This is a genomic window from Azospirillum argentinense, from assembly GCF_000632475.1.
Classification (GTDB): Bacteria; Pseudomonadota; Alphaproteobacteria; order Azospirillales; family Azospirillaceae; genus Azospirillum; species Azospirillum baldaniorum.
Map to the genome: position 1 here is coordinate 136077 of NZ_CP007796.1, position 19867 is coordinate 155943.

10 protein-coding genes and 2 pseudogenes are annotated in these 19867 nt (G+C 67.4%); 4 read left to right on the forward strand and 8 right to left on the reverse strand.

Going from position 1 to position 19867, the window contains the following annotated elements:
• Positions 1–147: 147 nt before the first annotated feature.
• From ABAZ39_RS26885 to ABAZ39_RS37860, 4 genes and pseudogenes are all read right to left on the reverse strand, one after another.
• On the reverse strand, positions 148–1689 hold the full coding sequence (locus ABAZ39_RS26885) for a TniQ family protein (protein WP_040137405.1): 1542 nt from the start codon (positions 1687–1689) through the stop codon (positions 148–150).
• Complete coding sequence (locus tag ABAZ39_RS26890; protein WP_040137406.1) at positions 1686–2558, reverse strand: TniB family NTP-binding protein; 873 nt, start codon at positions 2556–2558, stop codon at positions 1686–1688. The genes ABAZ39_RS26885 and ABAZ39_RS26890 overlap by 4 nt, the downstream gene beginning before the upstream one ends.
• Positions 2551–3342 (reverse strand): Mu transposase C-terminal domain-containing protein, encoded by a 792-nt coding sequence (locus tag ABAZ39_RS33460; protein WP_051658610.1) that lies wholly within the window; start codon positions 3340–3342, stop codon positions 2551–2553. Before ABAZ39_RS33460 ends, ABAZ39_RS26890 begins: the two co-directional genes overlap by 8 nt.
• A gap of 83 nt (positions 3343–3425) precedes the next feature.
• A pseudogene (locus tag ABAZ39_RS37860) lies at positions 3426–3941 on the reverse strand (TnsB C-terminal domain-containing protein); the annotation flags it as partial.
• A gap of 295 nt (positions 3942–4236) precedes the next feature.
• On the opposite strand from ABAZ39_RS37860, the gene ABAZ39_RS37790 reads away from it, so the two are divergent.
• On the forward strand, positions 4237–4449 hold the full coding sequence (locus ABAZ39_RS37790) for a hypothetical protein (RefSeq protein ID WP_372684177.1): 213 nt from the start codon (positions 4237–4239) through the stop codon (positions 4447–4449).
• A gap of 27 nt (positions 4450–4476) precedes the next feature.
• Here the strand turns inward: ABAZ39_RS37790 and ABAZ39_RS26905 are convergent, their stop codons facing one another.
• The 4 genes from ABAZ39_RS26905 to ABAZ39_RS26920 form a co-directional block, all read right to left on the reverse strand.
• Positions 4477–5757 carry an HlyD family type I secretion periplasmic adaptor subunit gene (locus ABAZ39_RS26905; RefSeq protein ID WP_247875143.1) on the reverse strand — a complete coding sequence of 427 codons (1281 nt, stop codon included), beginning with the start codon at positions 5755–5757 and terminating at the stop codon, positions 4477–4479.
• A 120-nt stretch (positions 5758–5877) separates the two neighbouring features.
• Positions 5878–7791 (reverse strand): cadherin-like domain-containing protein, encoded by a 1914-nt coding sequence (locus ABAZ39_RS33470; protein WP_051658612.1) that lies wholly within the window; start codon positions 7789–7791, stop codon positions 5878–5880.
• Positions 7788–9539, reverse strand: a complete 1752-nt coding sequence (locus ABAZ39_RS26915; RefSeq protein WP_040137409.1) for a type I secretion system permease/ATPase — start codon at positions 9537–9539, stop codon at positions 7788–7790. The genes ABAZ39_RS33470 and ABAZ39_RS26915 overlap by 4 nt, the downstream gene beginning before the upstream one ends.
• Positions 9540–9625: 86 nt before the next feature.
• Positions 9626–16642: a peroxidase family protein gene (locus ABAZ39_RS26920; RefSeq protein ID WP_040137410.1), complete on the reverse strand. Its 7017-nt coding sequence runs from the start codon at positions 16640–16642 to the stop codon at positions 9626–9628.
• Between the two features lie 530 nt (positions 16643–17172).
• Between ABAZ39_RS26920 and ABAZ39_RS26925 the strand changes: the two genes are divergently transcribed.
• The 3 genes and pseudogenes from ABAZ39_RS26925 to ABAZ39_RS37210 form a co-directional block, all read left to right on the forward strand.
• Positions 17173–18573, forward strand: a complete 1401-nt coding sequence (locus ABAZ39_RS26925; protein ID WP_040137411.1) for a sensor histidine kinase — start codon at positions 17173–17175, stop codon at positions 18571–18573.
• 26 nt (positions 18574–18599) lie between these two features.
• Entirely contained in the window at positions 18600–19370 is a 771-nt protein-coding gene (locus ABAZ39_RS26930; protein WP_103041659.1) for a LuxR C-terminal-related transcriptional regulator, read from the forward strand.
• A gap of 97 nt (positions 19371–19467) precedes the next feature.
• Positions 19468–19695, forward strand: a pseudogene (locus ABAZ39_RS37210) (IS6 family transposase); the annotation flags it as partial.
• Positions 19696–19867 lie beyond the last annotated feature (172 nt).

A 19867-nucleotide genomic window follows, 5' to 3' on the forward strand; every position in this document is an offset into this window, starting at 1 on the left:
CGGTTGTGGATGTCCGATGCCTGCGGCCACCCTCTCCAGCAGCTTGAAGACGGAGAACAGCGTCACCACGGTCAACGTCTTGATCGTTTCGCCGACGGTCAGCACGCCCGCCCTCACCATGTTGGCCAACACCCAGCCGGGTTGGCTTCAACGTGTTTTTCGGGACGAAGTGGAAACACGGTGAGGAGCGGCATCAGCCATTTCGCGCCATGCCTCTTGATTCAAGCATCGGACCGCCGCCGCGGACAGTTTGCGCAACACCGCACGACGTTGGCGCGCGCGGAGCTTTCCGGTCGGCAAGGGGCCTTGGGCGTCCAAGGCGAACTGGACGGCCTGCACGATGTGATGGTGGATCACGGGCGCCGCTGCCGGCGCTTGCCGTTCCGGCGTCGGTGCCCGCGGATTAGGGTGCTTCTCCCGGATCGGTGGCGCTGGTTTCGCCAGGAACCGTCCCAGACCAGTTCGCTCATCCTGGCTGGGCCTCCATGTGTCCCGGCGGGCCTGCCCGACCAGGTTCGCCGCCTTCGTGTTGGCGGCCACAAACCCGGACTGGAACGGCCCGTCGATTGGAAACCGCGATCTCCATCCGGCATGACGGCTGCGGATCGCGTCGGAAAACAGAACCCTCGTCCAGGCGGTGTGATTCCACTGCGCCTCGGCCAAGCGCGCGGAATGGCTCGGATCGTTGCTCCATTGATCGGTCGCGGCGATGGCCAGTCCGGTGCGGACGCCATCACCGCTCCAGTCTCGGCGGGACAAGGCATGTCCAGTCAGAAGCAGAGACAGCATCTCGCCCGGCCAAAATTCCAGCAGGAGCCCGACCAGCGCCATGAACTGTCCGGCATCGCGTTCGGTCTTGCGGCGAACCGGGTTGGCGGTGTGCAGGCCGGCCAGCAGTGTGCGCATCGGATCGGCCACGAGCTGCCACGCCAGAACCAGGGAGACGGCCGGGTCGTTCCGTTCCTCCGGCGGAAGCGGCACCGGTTCGCCGACCTCGTTCCGTGAGAAGGCATGCCGAATGCGGAACCCGGCCAGATCACGGAACTCGTCAAACTCGGTGACGCGGACGCTAAGATACGTGTTCAGCACAAACACGAACCGCACGAAGGCCGCGACCGTGAAGGCTGGAGCCATCCGTGTGCCGACAATGCCTTCGAAAGCCCGCGGATCGAACGCAGCCCGGTCGAGAAATGTGATGATGGTCCGCACCTGGCCGTAGAAGGGCGCCAGCGGGAGCCCTTCCGCCACGTCCCTCGGCTTCGGGCAGGGCGGATGATCGGGGCAGACGACGCGCCACACGGCCCACGCATGAAGCAAGCCGACAGGCCGCCCGGCCCGACGAGACGCCTCGTCCACGCAGGCTGCGCAAGGGAGGTGGTGGTAGTGGCAGGCTTCCTCCAGATCACGGTCCAGCCCGGAGAAGGTCATGCGCCGCAGAACCTCCGGAGCTACCCCGGTGTCGGCCTGAATCCGCTCCATCACGCTCGGCAGCGGCCGGATCACCAGGTCCCGGTGGATCTCCTTGGTCACCCAGCGATGCGGAATGCCCAACCGTCGAAGGTAGGTTCCTGGCATCAGCCCGTAGGTGCGAGCGATCGCCCAGACCCAGCTGCCCAGAGCCTCTCCGCTCGCCGGCAACGGCACCACCGGCAATTCCGGCATGGTGGTGAACAGAGGTTTGTCGGTCATGCCAGAACCGGCAGGCTGACGTAATCCTTGATCATCTCCGGCGTGATGCGTTCTTCCCCGGAGCGGATGGCGTCGATGCCGAGGTCGATCAACGTTTCGAACAGCTTGGCGGTCCCGCCGTCGCTGTGGGTCAGCAGGGTCTTGAGCGCGCGCGCCGTCAGAGGCGAGGGGCGGCGCAGCGGCAAGGAGCGCAGGATGCTGCCAACCAGGGCCTGGAACTCCTCCCCGGCTCCCCACATCGGCAGTTCGATAAAACGGAAACGCCGTGTCAGCTGGCGGTCGTGCATCAGAGCTTCTCGGGCGTCCTGAATGCCGAAGAGCACCAGCGGAATGCCCAGCTCGTTGGACAGGTTCCGGATCACCGCCAGCATCATGCGCTGCTGCCGCACGCTGCCCATCAGCATGTTGTGCGCCTCGTCGACCAGGATCTGACGGACGCCCATCAGGCGGTAGAGGGCAACCACCCGGTCCGCCATGACCGGCAAGCTGCTGCGGGATTCGCTGACCGGCGCGTCGATGGCGCTGAGCAGCTTGATGTAGAACCAGCGGACGTCGCACATCGGCGGCATTTCCAGGCCGACCACCGCCGTGCGCCGCACACCGGTTTTCTTGTCGAAGACCGCCGGGTGGTCGCGCAGGTGCTTTTCCATGATGGTCGACTTGCCCTGTCCGGACTCGCCCCAGACCAGAAGGTTGGGCTTCACCACGCCGCTCGGCTGGTTGATCTGGTCGCTCAGCAGGTCGAGCACCATGCGGCAGCGCGGGTATTCGGTGAAGCGGCGGGTTTGCATCCGGGCAATGCGCTCCTCGGGGGACAGCCCGATCACATCGCGCGCCGAGGTTCCCAGATGCCCGTGTGCGTCAGTCATCCCACTCCTCGGTCTCGTAGAAGGGCAGGTCGAGAGGAACATCGTCGGCGTCCTCGGCGATGACCTGGAACTCCGCGTCGATCGTCCGCGTGGTATCGGGGCCCGGAAGCGTCGGTCCCGATCCCGGCCGGGCGCCGCGGGCGTGCTCCAGCCGTGCCCGCCGGCTGCGGCCGCGGGCCTCGTCGACCAGCTTGCGCCGCGCCAGCACCATCTCGAAGATCATGGCCTCGTCGACGCCGGCTCGTCCCTGCCGGCGCAGCGCGCGGGTGGCCGCCTTCAGCTCCCACTTGGAAATGGCCGGACGGCGCAGGTTCCGGTAGGGCACCTCCAGGTACTCCCCCGACACGCCCCGGACGAAGACCTTGGACAGGTTGGCCGGGTCGTAGTGGACCGTCACCCACGCGTTGTTGTGAAGGAAGGGTGTCAGCGCGTCGTGCCAGTAGAGGACGTTGAAGAGGTGGATGCCGTCCTGCTGGACCTTCCGTTCCTCGAACGGCAGGAAGTCGCGGTGGAACGTCCGCAAGTCAGCCGGCGTGCGGAAGGTTCGCCCCTCCGTGTCGGCGGTCCATTTGGCGAGCGGGGCCGTGCCGATGCCTTCGTGGAAGCTGGCGTGATGCTCCAGGATGATGCTGGCCACCAGCCACTCGATCTCGGCGATGGTGAGGCAGGCGTTGCCGGCCGGATCGTAGATGCCCCGCTCCTTGATGTTGGAGAAGGTGGTGCCGGGCAGCAGGTGCAGCTCCTGCATGAGATGGCCGATGCGTCGCTCGACATGGCCGCCCATGTGCGGCGTTCCCGGTGGCCGGTACCGCGCACCTCGATGCCGTAATCCTCGCAGGCCCGGGTGAAGGCCTTGGAGTGGAACTCCTTGCCGTTGTCGACGTGGATGACCTCGCACAGGCCCGCGACCGGCCATTTGGCCGGAAGACCGCGCGTCGACAGCCAGTCGCTCTTGTCCATCACCGCGTGGGCGACGCAGGACGCCACGCTGGACGCGCTGGGCCGATCGAAGGTCAGGTAGAAGCCGCAGTACATCCGGGTTCGGATGTCCACCGCCAGGGTGATGAACGGGCGTCCGATGACCTCCAGCGTGTCGGGCTCCACCCCCATCACGTCGGTTGGGGTGTGGTCGATCTGGACGATCTCCAGGGCACGTTCGGCCTCCAGCGATCCGCGGATCGGGTTGAAGTCCTCGCGCGCCTTCTTGGGGCCGTGGCGCCGCTTGGTCTGCTCCCGCTTGCTGATAACCGCCAGCCGGGCCTCGACGGTTTCACGGGCTGGCTTGCCCAACCCTTCGGCGACGCACCGGGCATGGATGCCCTTCATCAGGAGTGATTTCTTCGGCTTGAGAAGATCCATGTAGCGGGTCTGGATCGCCACCATTCACAACGCCGCCGAAGCCGGGCAAAAGCCGACACTGGCCCGCATCGGCCGGCAGTTGGAGCGTCAGGGTGTGCGCACCGCAACCGGGGCCATGACCTGGGCACCGTCAAGCGTCAAGTCCCTGCTCGACCGCGCGCGTGAGCAAGGCTTGCTGGACGGACTGCCCAGCTCAGCGATGGAATAGCCCCACACACCGGAGAGCACCCTTGAGCGAGACAGCATCATGACACCCACCCAGTGCAAAGCCGCTCGCCGGAGGCTCGCCTGGTCCATTGAGGAGTTGGCGCATCGAGCCATGCGCAGCCATACCGTTGTCGGTGAATTCGAACGCGGCAAGAAGCCCGGCAGTGCGGCGGTCCTTGCCTCCCTCTGCCGCGCCTTTGCCGAGGCCGGAGTGGATGCGGAAGCAATGCTGAAGGTGCGCACCGCCGTGATGAATGGCATACTCGCCGCGGACCACACCACCGCCGAGCCATTCGCCCGCCGACCGTTCCGGCGGGCGGCTTGATGGCTCCCCAGGTTTGAGACGGTCTCATCACCGTTCGCGGAACGCACGGTTGAACTGGTCTGTAACGGGTTTGACGAGATAGGACATGGCGGTGCGCTCGCCGGTCGCCACGAACACGTCGACTGGCATGCCGGGCAGCAGTTGGACGGGTCCGAGCTTGCGGAGTTCGTCAGCGCCGATCTCCACATCGGCGAGATAGTGGATGTCCCCAGTGCCGGGGTCGCGTGTGGTCGCGGGGGAGACGTGGACGACCGTGCCCATCAGTTCGGGTGTCGTCCGCTGGTTGAAGGACGTGAAGCGCAGCCGGGCGGTCTGGCCCGCTGAAACCTGATCGATGGCCGTCGGCATCAGCTTGGTCTCCACCTTGAGCTTTGCGTTCTCCGGAACGATGGTGACCAGCACCTCCGCGGGGGTGATCACGCCGCCGACGGTGTGAGTGTTCAGTTCGTTGACCGTACCGGAGGTGGGCGCGCGGATGTCGGTGCGCGCCAAGCGGTCCTCGATGGCGATCCGCCGGTCGTCGCGTTCCGAAAACTCCGTCTCGACGAGGCTCAACTCGCGCTGCGCCTCGGTGCGGGCGTTCTCGTCGATGGCCAGGATCTGGAGCCGGATTTCCCCGATGCGGGTCTTCGCCCTCGCCATGGCGGCGTCGATCTCGCCGCGCTCCCCGATGAGGCGTGCGCGCTCGCGGTCCACGGAATAGACGCGGGAGCCCTCGATCAGCCCCTTCGCCAGGAGTGTCTTCAACTTCTGGATTTCCGCCTCGACGAGGACGATCTCATCCTCCTTGGCCATCCGCTGGGCGTCCAGGCCACGGATTTCCTCCCCAATCTGGACGATGCCCAGTTCAAGCTGCTCCTTCTGGCTGTCGCGGCTGCGCTGGTTGCCGGCAAACAGCCGGGTCTCGCCCTGCAGGACCGTGGCGACGGCGGGATCGGCTGGGTTCAGATGGGGTGGAAACGCGATGGCCGAAAGTCCGTCCCGCGTCGCCAGAAGACGAGCGCGCCGCGCCGCCAACTCAACCATCTGCGACCGGACGATGGAGAGTTCGGCCTTGGTCTGTGCGTCCTCCAGCCGCAAGATGACCTGACCGGCGCGGACGACATCCCCCTCCCGGACGGCGATCTCGCTGACGATGCCGCCGTCGCGGTGCTGGACGGCCTTCAGCTTCTGATCCACCGCCACGGTGCCCTGCGCGATCACAGCCCCGGTCAGTGTGGCGGTCGCGGCCCAGCCGCCGACTCCGGCGAGCAGGATGCCGGCGAAGACGGTGCCGGCCAGAATCCGCGGTCCGATCCGAAAACTCATGTCATGGTTCCGGCCCGGCGATCCCGCGCCGTGCGACGGGTGACGAACGTTCATGTCCAGTCCCTCCAAGTCCATTCCTTCAAAGCCCAATTCGCTACGATCCCTGCCCGAACGCCGCCGTCAGGTGGTTTCGGTCATGGTCAGCGCGTGGAAGCCTTGTAGCGCGACGATCGTGTCCACGTTGCGGTCTCCGTCGCTGTCGATCTCGATGACGGTGCGCTCCATCGCCTCGACCCATTCATGCCGGAAGCGGATGGCCGGGCCGTCATCGGTGCCGTCGCCATAAACGTCCTTGAAACGGTCGTCAGGGCCGTCGCCCACCGCCGCAAAGAGATCGTATTTCGACACCCGGATGCGGTCGCCGACGTGGAAGTCGAGGATCTCATGGGTCACCGGCTGCGCCGCGGGCTCGAACACGAACAGGTTCCGCCCGCCGCCGCCGGCCAGCACGGCGGCGTTTCCGCCGACGATGAAATGGTCGTCGCCCTGACCGCCGATCACGGTTTCGAAGCCGGTGAAGCGGTCCTCCCCAATGGCGACGCCCTGGGCGGTGCCGTTGGCAAGGTCCAGCCGAAGCGCTCCGGTGGAGGCGGAGTAATCGAGCGTGTCGTGCCCTTCGCCGCCGTCGTAGGAGTCGTCCGCGCGGTCGGGGGCGGCCATCACACGGTCGTCGCCGTTCCCGCCACGCACCACGTCCGCACCTTCGCCGTCCATGAGCAGATCGTCGCCGTCTCCCCCGTCGAGCGTGTCGTCGCCGGCGCCGCCGTGCAGGACGTCGTTGCCCATACCGCCGAACAGCCGATCCTTGCCGGCGCCGCCGGACAGGTGGTCGTTGCCGCTCCCGCCGAACAGCATATCGTCGCCGTCGCCGCCGGACAGGGTGTCCCGGCCCTCTCCTGCGACGATGTGGTCGTCGCCTCGGCCTCCGGCGATCAAGTCATCGCCGGACCGCCCGTCGATCAGATCGTCCCCATCCCTGCCGTCGATGTCGTCCGCGCACAGGCCACCGAGCAGCGTGTCGTGCCCGCCGCTTCCCGTCACGGAGGTCCGGGCGAGCACCGAGATGTAGGCGACCTGCTGGACGGAGACCGTGCCGTCGGTGATCTCATAGGTGATGGTGACGCGGCCGATGGCGCCGGGATCGCCTCGAAAGATCCAGCCGTCCGGTGTCGCCGTCAGCGTTCCCGCCGAGACGGACAGCCCCCGGACCGATAGGCTGTCGCCATCCGGGTCTACGGCGTTGCGCAACAGGTCGGCGAGGCCGATGGTCAGGCTGGCGCAGCCGGTGACGTCCCTCAGGTGGACCGGCCCGCTCACCCGCGGGGCGCGGTTGAGGGGGGCGTTTTCCTCTTCCGCGTCACCGCCGCCCGCGCCGTCGCCCGTCTCCTCGCCTTCGACGTCCGTGGCGGGCGGGGGGCTGTCGGTGCCGGGGGGAGGCGGAGCGTCCTCGGTCTTCCGATCGCCGCCATCGGGAACGACGGTGGGGCCATCAATGGGGCCGCCGTCGGGGCCCTGGTCGGGCGAGGCGGCGGGCGGCGGGCCATCCGCCGGGCCGGCGGACGCGGCGTTGCCGTTCGTCGCGCGGTCCGCCAGAGGCAGCGGCGGCACCGGCCTCCACTCCGCCAGGACGGTCGGAGGCCGGAGGCCGAAGTCCGGAGTATCGACGAGGCGGAACGGGAAGACGGGCACGGTGTCGGCCGGCGCGCCGGCGGTGCTCCCGCCCGGTGCGCGGTCGGAAGGCGGGGCGTCTGGCTGCTCGTTCTTGGACGGATCTGGCTTCCCGGGTGGCACGGGGGTGGTCGGGGCCGGCGCGGTGCCGCGGTCCGCTTGGCTTGCCGTCCCCTGCGCCGCCGCCATGCCCACCTGGGAATGCGCCTCTCCGGAAAGGAAGGATTTCAGGTACAGCGCCAGTCCGGCCAGGAACAGGCCCAGCGCGACGGGGACCGAGGAGTGCCGGCCAGCGTCCTTAATGACGTAGCGGGCGGCGGGGTCTGTCTCCGGCGCCGCCGCCTTGGTGCCCTTGATGCCGATCATGCCGAGGCCCGCACGGCTGCGTGCGCCTCCCCACCGGATGCTGGGTCCGCTGCAGCAGTCTTGGGCCGCAGGATGTCCTCCTTGGGCCCGAAGGCGGTCATGCGGCCGTTCTGGACCACCGCGACCAGATCGACGGCGGCCAGGGCGCTCGGTCGGTGGGCGATCACGATGACGATCCCGCCGCGGCTCCGCACGTCGCGGATCGCTGCCGTCAGGGCCGCCTCGCCCTCGCCGTCCAGGTTCGAGTTTGGCTCGTCCAGGACGACGACAAAGGGATTGCCGTAGAGCGCCCGGGCCAGCCCGACGCGCTGCCGCTGCCCACCCGCCAGCGCCGTCCCCTGTGGGCCGAGTTCAGTGTGGTAGCCATCCGGCAGGCGCAAGATCATCTCATGCACGCCCGCCGCCTGGGCCGCCGCCACGATGTTGCGGGGGTCGGGTTCCTCCTCCAGCCGGGCGATGTTGTCCTCGATGGTGGTGTCCATCAGCGCCACCTCCTGTGGCAGATAGCCGATGCTGCGGCCGAGGGCCCCCTCGTCCCACTGGGCGAGGTCGGCGTCGTCCAGCCGAACGCTGCCGCGCAACACAGGCCAGATTCCGGTCAGGGCGCGGACCAGCGTGGTCTTGCCGCCGCCGCTGGGGCCGATGATCCCGACCGCTTGCCCGGCGCGAGCCTCGAAGCTGACGTCGCTCAGCAGCACCCGGCCCGAGCCGGGGGCGGCCACGGTGATGTTCTCCACCTTCAGCGTGGCGCGCGGCGGCGGCAGTTCCATCGGCTCGGCCGCCTCGGCCAGGGCGACGGCAGTCTCCTTCAGTCGATGGTAGGCCGCGCGGGCGGCAACCACGCCTTTCCAGTTGCCGATGGCGAGGTCGATCGGGGCGAGCGCCCGCGCGGAGGCGACCGACGCCGCCATGATGGCGCCCGCCGACAGGTCCCCCTGGATCGCCAGAAACGCGCCGAGCCCGAGCACCGCCGATTGCAGGATCATGCGCAGCACCCGCGACACCGCGCCGAAGGTGCCGCCGATGTCGCTGGTCCGGGTTTGCAGCGCCAGATGCGCGTCGTTAGCCCGGTTGAAGCGCGCCACGGCCCGCCCGGCGAAGCCCATGGCCTTCAGGATGTCGGCGTTGCGGGCGTTCGAGTCGGCGATGGCGTTGCGGGTGATCACCGCCTGATGGGTGGCGCCGCTCAGCCGGCGGGTCATCAGCTCGGTCACGATGGTCAGAAGCGTCAGGACGAAGGCGCCGCCGAAGGTCAGCGCGCCGAGAAGGGGATGCAGGAGGTAGACGAAGACGAGGAACAGTGGCATCCACGGCAGGTCGAACAGGGCGACCGGTCCCTGGCCGCCCAGGAAGCCGCGCAGCGTGTCTACATCGCGTCCCCGTTCCAGCGCTTCCGCGGTCGAGAAGCCGTAGCGCGGCATATCGACGGCGACCTGATGGGCCATCGGGGCGATCTTCCGGTCCAGACGCGCGCCCACCCGCACCAGGATCTGCGAGCGGATCACGTCGAACAGCCCCTGAAAGGCGTACAGGCCGATGGCGAGGACCGACATCGCCACCAGCGTCGGCACGCTGCCGCTGGTCAGCGCCCGGTCGTAGATCTGCATCATGTAGAAGGCGCCCGTCAGGGCCAGGAGGTTGATAATCCCCGACATCCCGAACAGGAAGAAGACGATGCCGCGGAAATCGTGGAGCAGCCTTTCGGCGTCTCGGCGCTTCGACGCCTTGCGTGACGACGTGGAACTCATGACGCACCCTATTGGCGGACGGGAAGGACGGCGGGGAGCGGCTCCCGCGGGCCGGGTTGGGGCCCGCCCGCGGGAGCCGCAGCGCGCTAGAGGACAAAGTCGCCGGCGGTCAACTCGTGCGACCCCTTGACGCTGACCTTGAAGTCGGCCTCGTCGGTCCCGGTCGTGTTGCCCTGGACGACGGTGTAGTCACCGTCCTCGCGGGTTTCGTGGGTGACCAGGAGCTGGCCCTTTCCGGTGAAGGCGCCGGACACCAGCGTGAAGCTCTGCTGGCCAGCCGCGCAGCCGTTGGCGTCCATGGCGCTGACGTCGATCCGGTCGCCGGGCTGGAAGCCCAGGATGGTGTCGCCGTCAGCGTCCGCCGCCGACAGGAAGCGGAAGCTGTCGTTGCCGGCCCCGCCGTCCATCACGTTGACCGCACCGCTCGCCGTGATGACGTCGTTGCCCGACCCCGTCACGATGTTCTCAATGCCCCACAGGATGTCGCTGCCGGTCTGGGCGCTGTGAACGCTGCCGCGTCCCATCAGGCCGGTGCCGAGGTCGGCGGTGATGTTGGCGGTGATCGCCGACAGGTCGATCGTGTCGCGCCCGCCGCCGCCGACCATGTCGTCGCCATAGTAGACGTCGTTGCCGTCCCCGGCCTCCGCCACGATCACGTCGTCGCCGTCGCCGCCGAACACCGTGTCGTTGCCGGTCCCGCCGTTGATGAAGTCGCCGCCGTCGCCGCCCAGGATGCGGTCGTTGCCGCCGTCGCCGTACAGCATGTCGGCCCCGTCGCCGCCGAAAACGTCGTCGTTGCCGTCCCCGGCGAAGATCACGTCGCGTCCGCCGAGGCCCATGATCGCCTCGCCCCTGCCGGTCCCGATCAGCGCGTCCGCGCCGGCGGTCCCCACGATGCTGGCCCTGCCCCCGGCCTCTTCGCCTTCGCCGATTTCCGCGTCATCGTCCTGGCCGCCGCCATCGCTGCCGCCATCATCATCGTCACCGTCATCATGATCGTCATCGCCGCCGCCCTCGTTCCCCTCGTCTTCGTCCTCGTTCCCGCCGTCATTTGTGGGCGGTGCGTCGAGGTCCAAAATCTGGCCGTTTGCGGTGCGGACCTGCGGCAGCCCGGTGCCGGAGAAGGCGATGCTGAATCCCGCGCCGGTCAGGCGGGTCATGCCGTCCTCCGTCCGCTCGACGGTGCAGTCCGACGCTTCGGTGCCCGCGGCCAGCTCGATCACGTCCTGTGGCCGCAGGGTGCCGACCAGCACGTCGTTGCCGCCGTTGGACCGGAAATGGATGCGGTGGGCCGACTGCAGGCCTGAGATGTCCACCGTGTCGTCGCCGCCGTCGCCGTTGATCGTGATGGTGTTGAAGTTGAGGCTGGTCGGGTTGAAGTCGCCGACCGTCGTCACGCTGTCGTTCCCGAAACCGGTGTTGATCGTGATCTCCTCGACGTTGTCGAGTTCGGCGATCACCGTGCCGTTGCGGGTGATGACGATTTCGGTGGCCGGGTTCAGCACGGCGATGCCCATGGCCACTGCGGCCACCCGGCTGTAGACGACGAAGCTCTCCGCCGTGTTGTTGCCGTTGACGTCGAAACGGTCGTCCTGCCCATCACCGCCATCCACGAAGTCACGCCCGTCCGTGACACCGAAATTGTTGGCGAACCAGCGGATGGTGTCGTTCCCGCCACCGGCCAGAATGATGTCGTCGCCGGTGCCCGCGTCGATGGTGTTGGCGCTGCCGTTGCCGATGACGATGTTGTTCCCGCCGTCGCCGTTCAGCGTGTTGGAGGTGGTCCGGTTGACGGTCACCTGGGCGGTGTCGGTCAGGCCGCCGTCGCTGACGCGGTAGGTGAAGCTGCCGCCAGCCGTGGCGTTGTCCGTCACGCTGACCGAGCCGGAGCTGCGGACGGCGGTCAGGCCGGACTGGGTCACGATGCCGCCTGTGATCGACACTGGTCCTTCCGGATCGGAGTCGTTTGCCAGCAGAGCCCATTCAGGGATGAGGAAAGGCGTGTTGGCAGCCACGTTGGTGAAGACGCTGTCGTTGGACGCGGCGGGCGGGTCGTTGACGGCGGTCACCGTCACCGTGGTGCGGGCGACGTTGCTGTCCATCATCCCGTCGTTCACCGTCACCTCGATCATGCGGGGTTGGGTGTCCGGGTTGTCCGACGTGTTGCGGAAGGAAACGGCCTGGATGGCCCGCTGGTACTCCTCCACCGTGCCGGCGCCCGTCAGGGTGACGGTGATCCGCCCGGCCACCGAGCGGTCCACGGTCGCGGCGATGGTCCCGGGCAGGGCACCGACCAGCAGGTCGTCGAGCGGCTGGGCGTTGGTCAGCACGATCCGCGCCGAGGCCAGAACGCCGCTGTCCTCCTCGATCCCCGGAAGGGACGCGATGTCGGTCGCGGCGCCGTTCTCGGTGAAGCTGGCTGCGTGATCCGTCGTCGGGTTGGCGGCGGGGACCACGAGGTCGATCGACAGGTTGTCGATGCTGACGAACTCGTTCCCGGCGTTGATGGAGGACGCGACGAAGCGGATCGCCGCGGTCGTCGTGAAGGGGCCCGACAGATCGAAGGCCATGGTGGCGGCCGGGCCGTTGCCTGTGATGGTGCCGATCTGTTCGAACGTCATCCCGTCGCGGGAGAACCAGACCGCGACCTGCTCCCCGGCGTCGAGGTTGTCCGGGTTGGCGGTGAAACTCAGCCGCGCGGAGGTCGCCGCCGACAGATCGACGGCGCGGGTGATGGTGGCGCCGTCGCCCTGGCCGACCAGAAGGGCGCCGCCCGTGATCCGGATCTGGCCCCCGGTGGCCGGCGCTCCGCCGCCGTCGCCGCTCTCCGTCCAGTCCGGACCCCAGAAGTGCGAACCGTTGGAGTTGCCATAGCCGCTGCTGCCGAAGCTGTCGGCGTAGTTGCCGCCGGAGTCGTAGGCGTTCAGCGCCAGCGTCGGCGGGGACAGCGTCACCTCCTGGTCGGCGAAGCGCAGCACCTCGATGTTGCGCAGCGTGTCGGTGCCATCCGAGAGCCGCTGCCGGCCGGTCACCGGATCGACCACGTCGGACACCGTGACATGCTCCACCCGCAGGCTGCCATCGTCGTTGCGCGTGACGACGTAGTTGTCGCGGACGTCCCAATAGACCGCCACGTCGGTCCCGCTGTCGTCGTGCAGGATCTCCCGCACCGCCTGGAGCTGGCCCGGATTGATGTGGCCGGTCAGCATCCAGGCCGTCAGGGGCCGGGTGACCGGCGCCCCGTCGATGGTCAGCGTGACGTTGCCCTTCATGCTGTCCACGGTGGCGATCTCGTCCCCCGTGCCGTCGGGATTCGCGCGGATGCTGATGCGGACGTTCAGCCAGGCGTCGCCGTCGATCACGTCGTCCCCGGCACGGCCCTCGATGACGTCGCCGCCGCCGCCGCCGAGCAGGATGTTGCCGCCGACGAAGGCCATCTTCTGGGCGCCGGAGCCGTCGGCCCAATAGTTCACCTCGTGCATCATGCCGGGCGTGATGATCTGGTCCAGCCCGGCGATGCGGTCGATGCCGGCCTGATCCAGCTCGTTGTGGATGAAGTTGCCTTCGGGCGTCGGATCGGCGACGGCCCCGGTTTCCTCGTCCTCGCTGGTGCGGTCGTCGCCGCGCAGCGTGTCGTCGTGCCGCCAGCCGGACAGCGCCTCCACCTGGCTGAAGCGGTCGCGCAGCACCTCCAGCGGCAAGGTCGTGAACACCTGGACGTTCATGTCGGCGTCGGCGCCGGTTTCCTGGCCCTTGTGGATGACCCAGTCGTGGCCCCACATGCCGATGTTCTTCTGGATGCCTTCCCCGGCGACCATGATGTCGTCGCCCGAGTCCGCGTCGTAGTCGGTGTCGCCGCGCCCGCCGTTGATGATGTCGTGGCCGATGATCGTCGAGTTGAAGAAGATGTCGCCGGTGTCGCCCGCGATGTAGTCGAAGCGCCCGTCGGATTCGACCCAGTCGTTCCCGGCGCCGCCGAAGATCATGTCCGACCCGTCGCCGCCCAGCAGGAAATCGTCCTCGGTGCCGCCCTGGAGGTTGGACCCGTCGGGGCCGGCGATCAGGAAGTCCTTGCCGGAGCCGCCGAACAGCATCGCCATGCCGCTGCCACCATGGATGACGTCGTTGCCGCCGTCGCCCTTCAGCATGTCGGTCATGCCGATGTCGGTGCCGGCGTTGGTGATGATGTCGTCGCCCTCGCCGCCGCTGACATGGTCGATGCCGTAGCCGGCCTCGATGGTGTCGTCGCCGTCGTCGCCCCACACGGCGTCGTCGCCGTCGCCGGCCACGATCTTGTCGTTGCCCTGCGTGCCCTGGATGACGATGTGGGCGTCCCCGTTGTAGCGGATGTAGTCGAGCGTCCCGTCGCCGTCGAGGTCGCGGCGCTCCACCATCGCGGAGATCGCCTCCAGCGTCGGGTCCTCATGCTCCGGGTCGTCCCGTCCGGTCATCGCCAGCTGCTTGGCGTGGTCCACGTAGAGGATCAGGTCCGGCGTGGAGAAGATGTCCGCCGGGATCGCCGTCCCCGTCTCGCCGAGGTCGGTGTTGCGCAGGACCATCTTGGCGAGCGAGTTGTTCTCCAGCTCGGTCAGCAGGTTCAGTCCCTGGGTGCGCGACAGGTAGTAGAAGCGGTCGGCGTCCTGGAGATTCTCCATCTGGAGTTCGAAGACGAAGGAGAAGGTCGAGCCGAGCATTCCGCCGAAGGCCATCTTCTTCTCGGCGAGGCCGCCGACCCACAGATCCACGTCGTCCAGCCCGCCCCGCCGGTCGGCGTAGGCGCCACGCGCGTTCAGGAAGTCCAGCCGGTCGGCGCTGTCCAGCGGACCGATGGTCCGGGTCTGGTTGGCGATGGGGTCGAAGAAGGTCTCCGCCGTGCCGAAGACCAGGACCATGGCGGCGGCGCGCTTGCCGTCGATGCTGGCCTCGCCCGCGATCAGGTCGTGCGTGCCATAGGCCGCGATGAAGTTCACGATGGAGGCTGGAGTCTTCAGGTTGAGGGCGAAGTCCGTCCAGCTCTCATAGGGTTTGAGCTGGGTGTCGCCGCTGGCCATCGCCATGAACTGCGCACGGGCCTCGTTGAGCGTCGGCATGCCGGTGTCGCGGCCGCGGGCGATGTTGATCGCCGCGAGGTCGAGCGGGATGCCGGTCAACTGGTTGCGCAGGACGTCGGTCACGAACTCGTCAATCTCCTGGCCGACCTGGGCGGTCATACCGCGCAGGATGGCGCCCGCCGCCTCGTGGTGATCGACGCCCGCGCCGCCGAACTCCAGCGGGTTGAGAAAGGCGTCGAACAGGTCGATGTCGTCGCGGGTGCCGTCGGCGTTGATCCGGTCGACGGTCTGATTGAGCATCGAGTGGCCGAAGCGGTAGATCACGTTGGCGAACTCGGCGAAGATCGCCGGGTTCAGCTCCACATCCGGCTGGACCATGAAGACGTCGACGTCCGGCTGGATTTTCCGCGCGAACTCCTCGAAGACGAGGTGCTGGTACTGCATCTCGGTCGTGAAGCGCGCGGCCTGGAAGACGCGCTCACCGTCCCACGCTAGGGAGGCGAGCTGGTCCGCCGACGGCCAGGCGGTCAGGTCGGGGCCGAGCAGCCATTCGTTGAGGAAGGCCAGATCGCCCGACGCCAGAACGACGTCCTTGACGTGATCGACGACGCGGTTGTGCTCGGCGTGGAAGATGTGGTGGATTGCCGACAGGCCGATGTTCTCGTTGCCCCGCCCATCGCCCGTGATGTAGTGCGCGTCGAGCGTCTCGTCGTCGTAGGACGTGTTCCGCCCGCGTGTATCGACGCCGCCCGAATAGCCGGCCGCATCATCGGCGTCGGCCTGGAGCACGCCGTTCACGGCGACCGGAACCGCGTTGTGGGCGATGTCGTCAAGGAAGGCGGTGCCGGTCCGCAGCGCCGACACGGTCTGGCCATCCACAATGGTGACGGTGGTGCCGCCGGATCCCATGATCTGCGTGCCGGGCGGCAGTTGGATCGCCGAGGGGTCGAGGGGGTTCGCCAAGTCACCTTCCACCAGGATGGGCGTGCCGTCGGGACGCAGCGCGGCGACGATCTGAGGCAAGCCGTTCGGGCCGCGGATGAACTCGCCGTAGGGATCGACCGCGACGACCGGAACGCTGCCCACGTCCAGGTCGGTCAGGCGGATGCCCAGCAGCTCCGCCGCCTGCGCCTTGACATCGCCCCAGGTGGCGAGGCCGTATTCGCCCTCCAGTAGCTTGCCCGTGGCCAGCGGCACACCGCCGCTCACCGCGTATTCCCGCAGGAAGACCTGATGGGAGGGGTGCGAGGTGTAGGTCTGGTTCTGGTCGACCCAGGGGGTGGTGACGTTGCCCGCCTCGTCCCCGGTTGAGACCCGTGTCATCGCCATGAAGTTCGTGTGCGGGCTGGCCGGGTTGTAGAGCGGGTCGTCCGGCGACAGCGGGATGTAGACGGTGCCGTTGCCGCCCTTCTTCACAAGGTCAAGGCCATGGTCGAAGAACTGGCCGAACAGCGTGAAGAAGGAGTTGTAGGATGCCGAGATGCCCTCGTCCGGGGCGACATTCGGCAGCAGGACGGTCGGGCCGTCCATCCGCACGTCGTGCTGGTCGAGCAGCGCGTCGAGCTGCGCCTTCGCGAGGTCGTGGGCCGGGCTGCCCTCCGGGACCGCCTTCAGGATCGTGTGGGCGCCCCGGATTTCGGCCAATGCCTGGGTCAGCGCCGCGCCGCTCAGCCCGGCATGCTGCAGGGCGGCGGTGATCGCCGCCGGGTTGTCCAGCGTCTGGTCCACGATCAGGTTGGAGATCAGCCGCGGCTCGACATCGACCACGCTGCCGGGCTGGCCGTAGTCGTTGTTGGTCGGATAGCCGGGCGGCAGGCTGCCGCTGCCCTGGTGGGGTGAGCCGGTGGACAGGGGCGGGAAGGGCTGGCCGGAGGAGCCCCACTGCTCGCGCCCGATGCCGAAGTTGTTGTAGCTTCCATCCACCGTCCGCAGACCGTAGGGCAGGAGCGGGCTGTCCACCAGTTCGCTGAGCGGCGTGCCATTGGCATGTTGTTCCGCGATGTTGATCTGCTTGAGAATGAACTCAAGGTCGTGCTTGACCAGTTTGACCATGCCTTGTCTCCGAACGTTGAGTGTGGGGGCATGGCCGGAGGATGGCTGGTTCCAGGTCGGAAAAAGGAGGGGCGAAGGTCGGGCGAGTTTTCCGACCGAGGTCCGACGGGTTTCAGACCAACCGCCGCAACCGGAGCCGAAACGGCTATTCCGTCCAGTTTAATTCAAATTTCGAAAGACCGCGGAGCGTCTGGCCGTCTTAGGATCAGCCCCGCTCATCGCCACTCCGCCATCCAATCGATCGGGCATTTCCGCTTCGCTGGCGTTACCCCGTTCTGGCGACCGGCCCGGCACCAAAGGACCGTTCGTGTCACGGAATATCGAATGGACCACGGAGAATTATCTTTGGCATTCCTATGATCATCAGAATTCGCTGAAATTTCGTTGGTTCATCTTTTCCGGTCATAGAGCTGACGGAAATATTTAGCCAAGTAGGTATGCCTCTGTCCCGCAGAGGATTCGCTCATTCATCGAGCGAACATTGCAGTTCACATGCGTGAATAAGGGAATTTGGGAAACAGGAGACGGCCGTGGCGGTTCGCAAAGAAAATCATGGGGATCGGCTCCAGGCACGGATAATCGCCTTCTGGGGCGGTCTCAGCCTCACCCGGCAGTTCATCCTGATTGGTTTCGCGGTGGTCTTTCTCGGTATGACGGTGATCGGCCATTGGATCGCGACCCGCATCGCGGCGGAGGTCCAGCACGGTGACTCCGTCGCGACCGCGCTGTTCGTGGACAGCTTCATGGCCCCGCACCTCCAGGCGCTCGCCAGGGGGGAACCGCTTCCGGAAACCAACGCGGCGGCGCTGGACCGGCTGTTGCAGCGGGACGCCGTGAGATCGCGGATCGTCGCCGTCACCATAAGGCTGCCGGACGGAACTGTGGCCTACTCGACCCGCAAGGACCTCATCGGCCGGACGTTCGAACTGGACGAGCCGACCCGAGAGGCCTTCCGCGGCGACGTGATTGCCGGTTTCGAGGTGCCACAGGATGGCGGCCTGCCGTTGCTGGAAACCCACAGCCCGGTGTGGAGCGAGAGCGAGCCGAGGATTGTCGCTGTCGCGGAGATCTATGAGAACGCCGGAATGCTGTTCGACGACCTCGCGCGGGCACGTACCGACGCTTGGCTCATCACCGGAATCGTGGCGCTTCTGATGGCGATGGCACTCTACGGGGTGGTCGCCCGTGGCAGCCGGACGATTGCCGCCCAGCGTGCCGCCCTGGCGGGGCAGGTTGAGGCGCTGTCGGAGGCGCTGTGGACGAACGAGGAACTGCGGGAGCGCATTGAGCAGTCGGCCCGGCGGGCTGTCGATTGCAACGAACGCTTCCTGCGGCGGCTGGCGGACGGTCTGCGTGACGGGCCGGCGCAACTCGTCGGGCTGGCGCTGCTGCGGCTGGACGGCTGGAAGCCGCCATCGGGGTCGCTTGAGGCCACCGACCGCTCGGCCGTCCGCTCGGCCCTCGCCGCAGTGCTGGAGGACGTCCGGGGCATTTGCGGCGACCTGCACATGCCGGAGATCGATGGACTGTCGCTCCGCGAGGCGGTCGCCTTCACCATCCTCGACCATGAACACCGGACCGGCGCGCCGGTCAATGTCCAGGCGATGGATCTGCCGGCCGCCGTGCCGCCGCTGGTGAAAGTCTGCCTATGCCGCTTCCTGAAGGAAGGGCTGAACGGCACCGTCCGGATCGGGGCGGGGACCTCGCCTCGCCTGTCGGTCCGTCACGAGGCGGGCGTGGTGATCGCGGAAGTTGCGGATGGAGAGACCGGACGGGACCGGTCGCCGGAGCGCATCACAGGTCGGCTCAGCCTGACCGGCCTCAGCGACCGTATCGAAGGTCTCGGCGGCACCATGGACATCATCCACCGTCCGGGCGAGGCGAGGCGTCTGGCGGCGCGCCTGCCTTACCGGCGGATGGATCGGGCGTAAGGGGGGGAATCATGGAGGGGGCGGGCATGGACAAGGTTCGGGTCGCGGTCGTGGACGATCATCCTCTGTTCCGGCAGGGCGTCGTGCATGTGCTGACATGCGCCGGCATGGATGTGGTGGGGGAAGGAGCTAGCGCTGCCGATGCCATCGCGCTGGCGCAGGGCCGGCTACCAGCCGTCACTACGCTGGAGTCCATCACGCCAGACGTCATCATGCTGGACGCCAATATACCGGGTGGCTGCGTTGCGGCGTTGCGTGCTATTGGCGATCCCCGGCTGGTCGCGCGGGTGCTGGTCCTGACCATGACCGGTGACGAGGAGCAACTCCGGCAGGTGCTTGCCATAGGTGCGCGGGGCTACGTTCTGAAGGGGGTGGGTGGGCACGAGCTGATTGCCGCCGTACGGGCCATCGCCTGCGGTGACGGCTATATCTCACCGACCCTGGCTGCCAGTATGATGGCGCGGACCGGCGCCATGGCCGCGGTCCGTTCCTCCCGCCCCGATCCGCTCGCCGATCTGACCCACCGGGAAAGCCAAGTCTTTACCCTGGTGGCGCAAGGGCTCCAGAACAAGGAAATCGGCCGACGCCTTGACCTCGCGGAAAAGACGGTCAAGCACTACCTCACGAAGATTTTTGAAAAGCTGCAGGTCCGGAACCGGGTCGAAGCGGCTCTTCTGGCAAAGGTGATGGCCGATTCGACCAGCTTCGCCCTGCAGCCGGAACGGCACCGTCAACTTGTTGATGACCGGGCTGGGCGAGTGTCCAATCTGACCCAGAGGCTGATGGCGGTCCGGTGATTACGCTGCCAGGGGGCGCCAGCGACCTCGGCCCAGCACCGTCAACATGTCAGTCACTTGGTTGCCGGGGCCGGCATTGGCCGGGTATGGAAGGGCCATGACGACGCGCCCTGATGCCCGCTACGCCAGTTACCGCTATCCCGCCGAGATCATAGCGACGGCGGTGTGGCTGTACTTCCGGTTTCCCTTGATCCTGCGGATGGTCAAGGAACTGCTGGCGGCGCGCGGCATCCCCATGAGCTACGAGACAGTGTGCCAGTGGGCCCGGAAGTTCGGCCGCGAGATCGCCACTTGCTTGCGTCGGCGGGCACCGCGCCGGGGCGAGATGCGGAACGCTGCGACCCATCTGTTAGATGTTCAGTCCCAGGGTGTCATGGTAGGGAAGTGGGCACCCAGGAAAGGGACGCGGTATGGGACAGGTACTTCACGGCTGCGCCACGGGTCGTGCCCCACGGTGTGGTGTAGGAGCTGTGGGGAACCGGCCCGCCGGAGCGCCC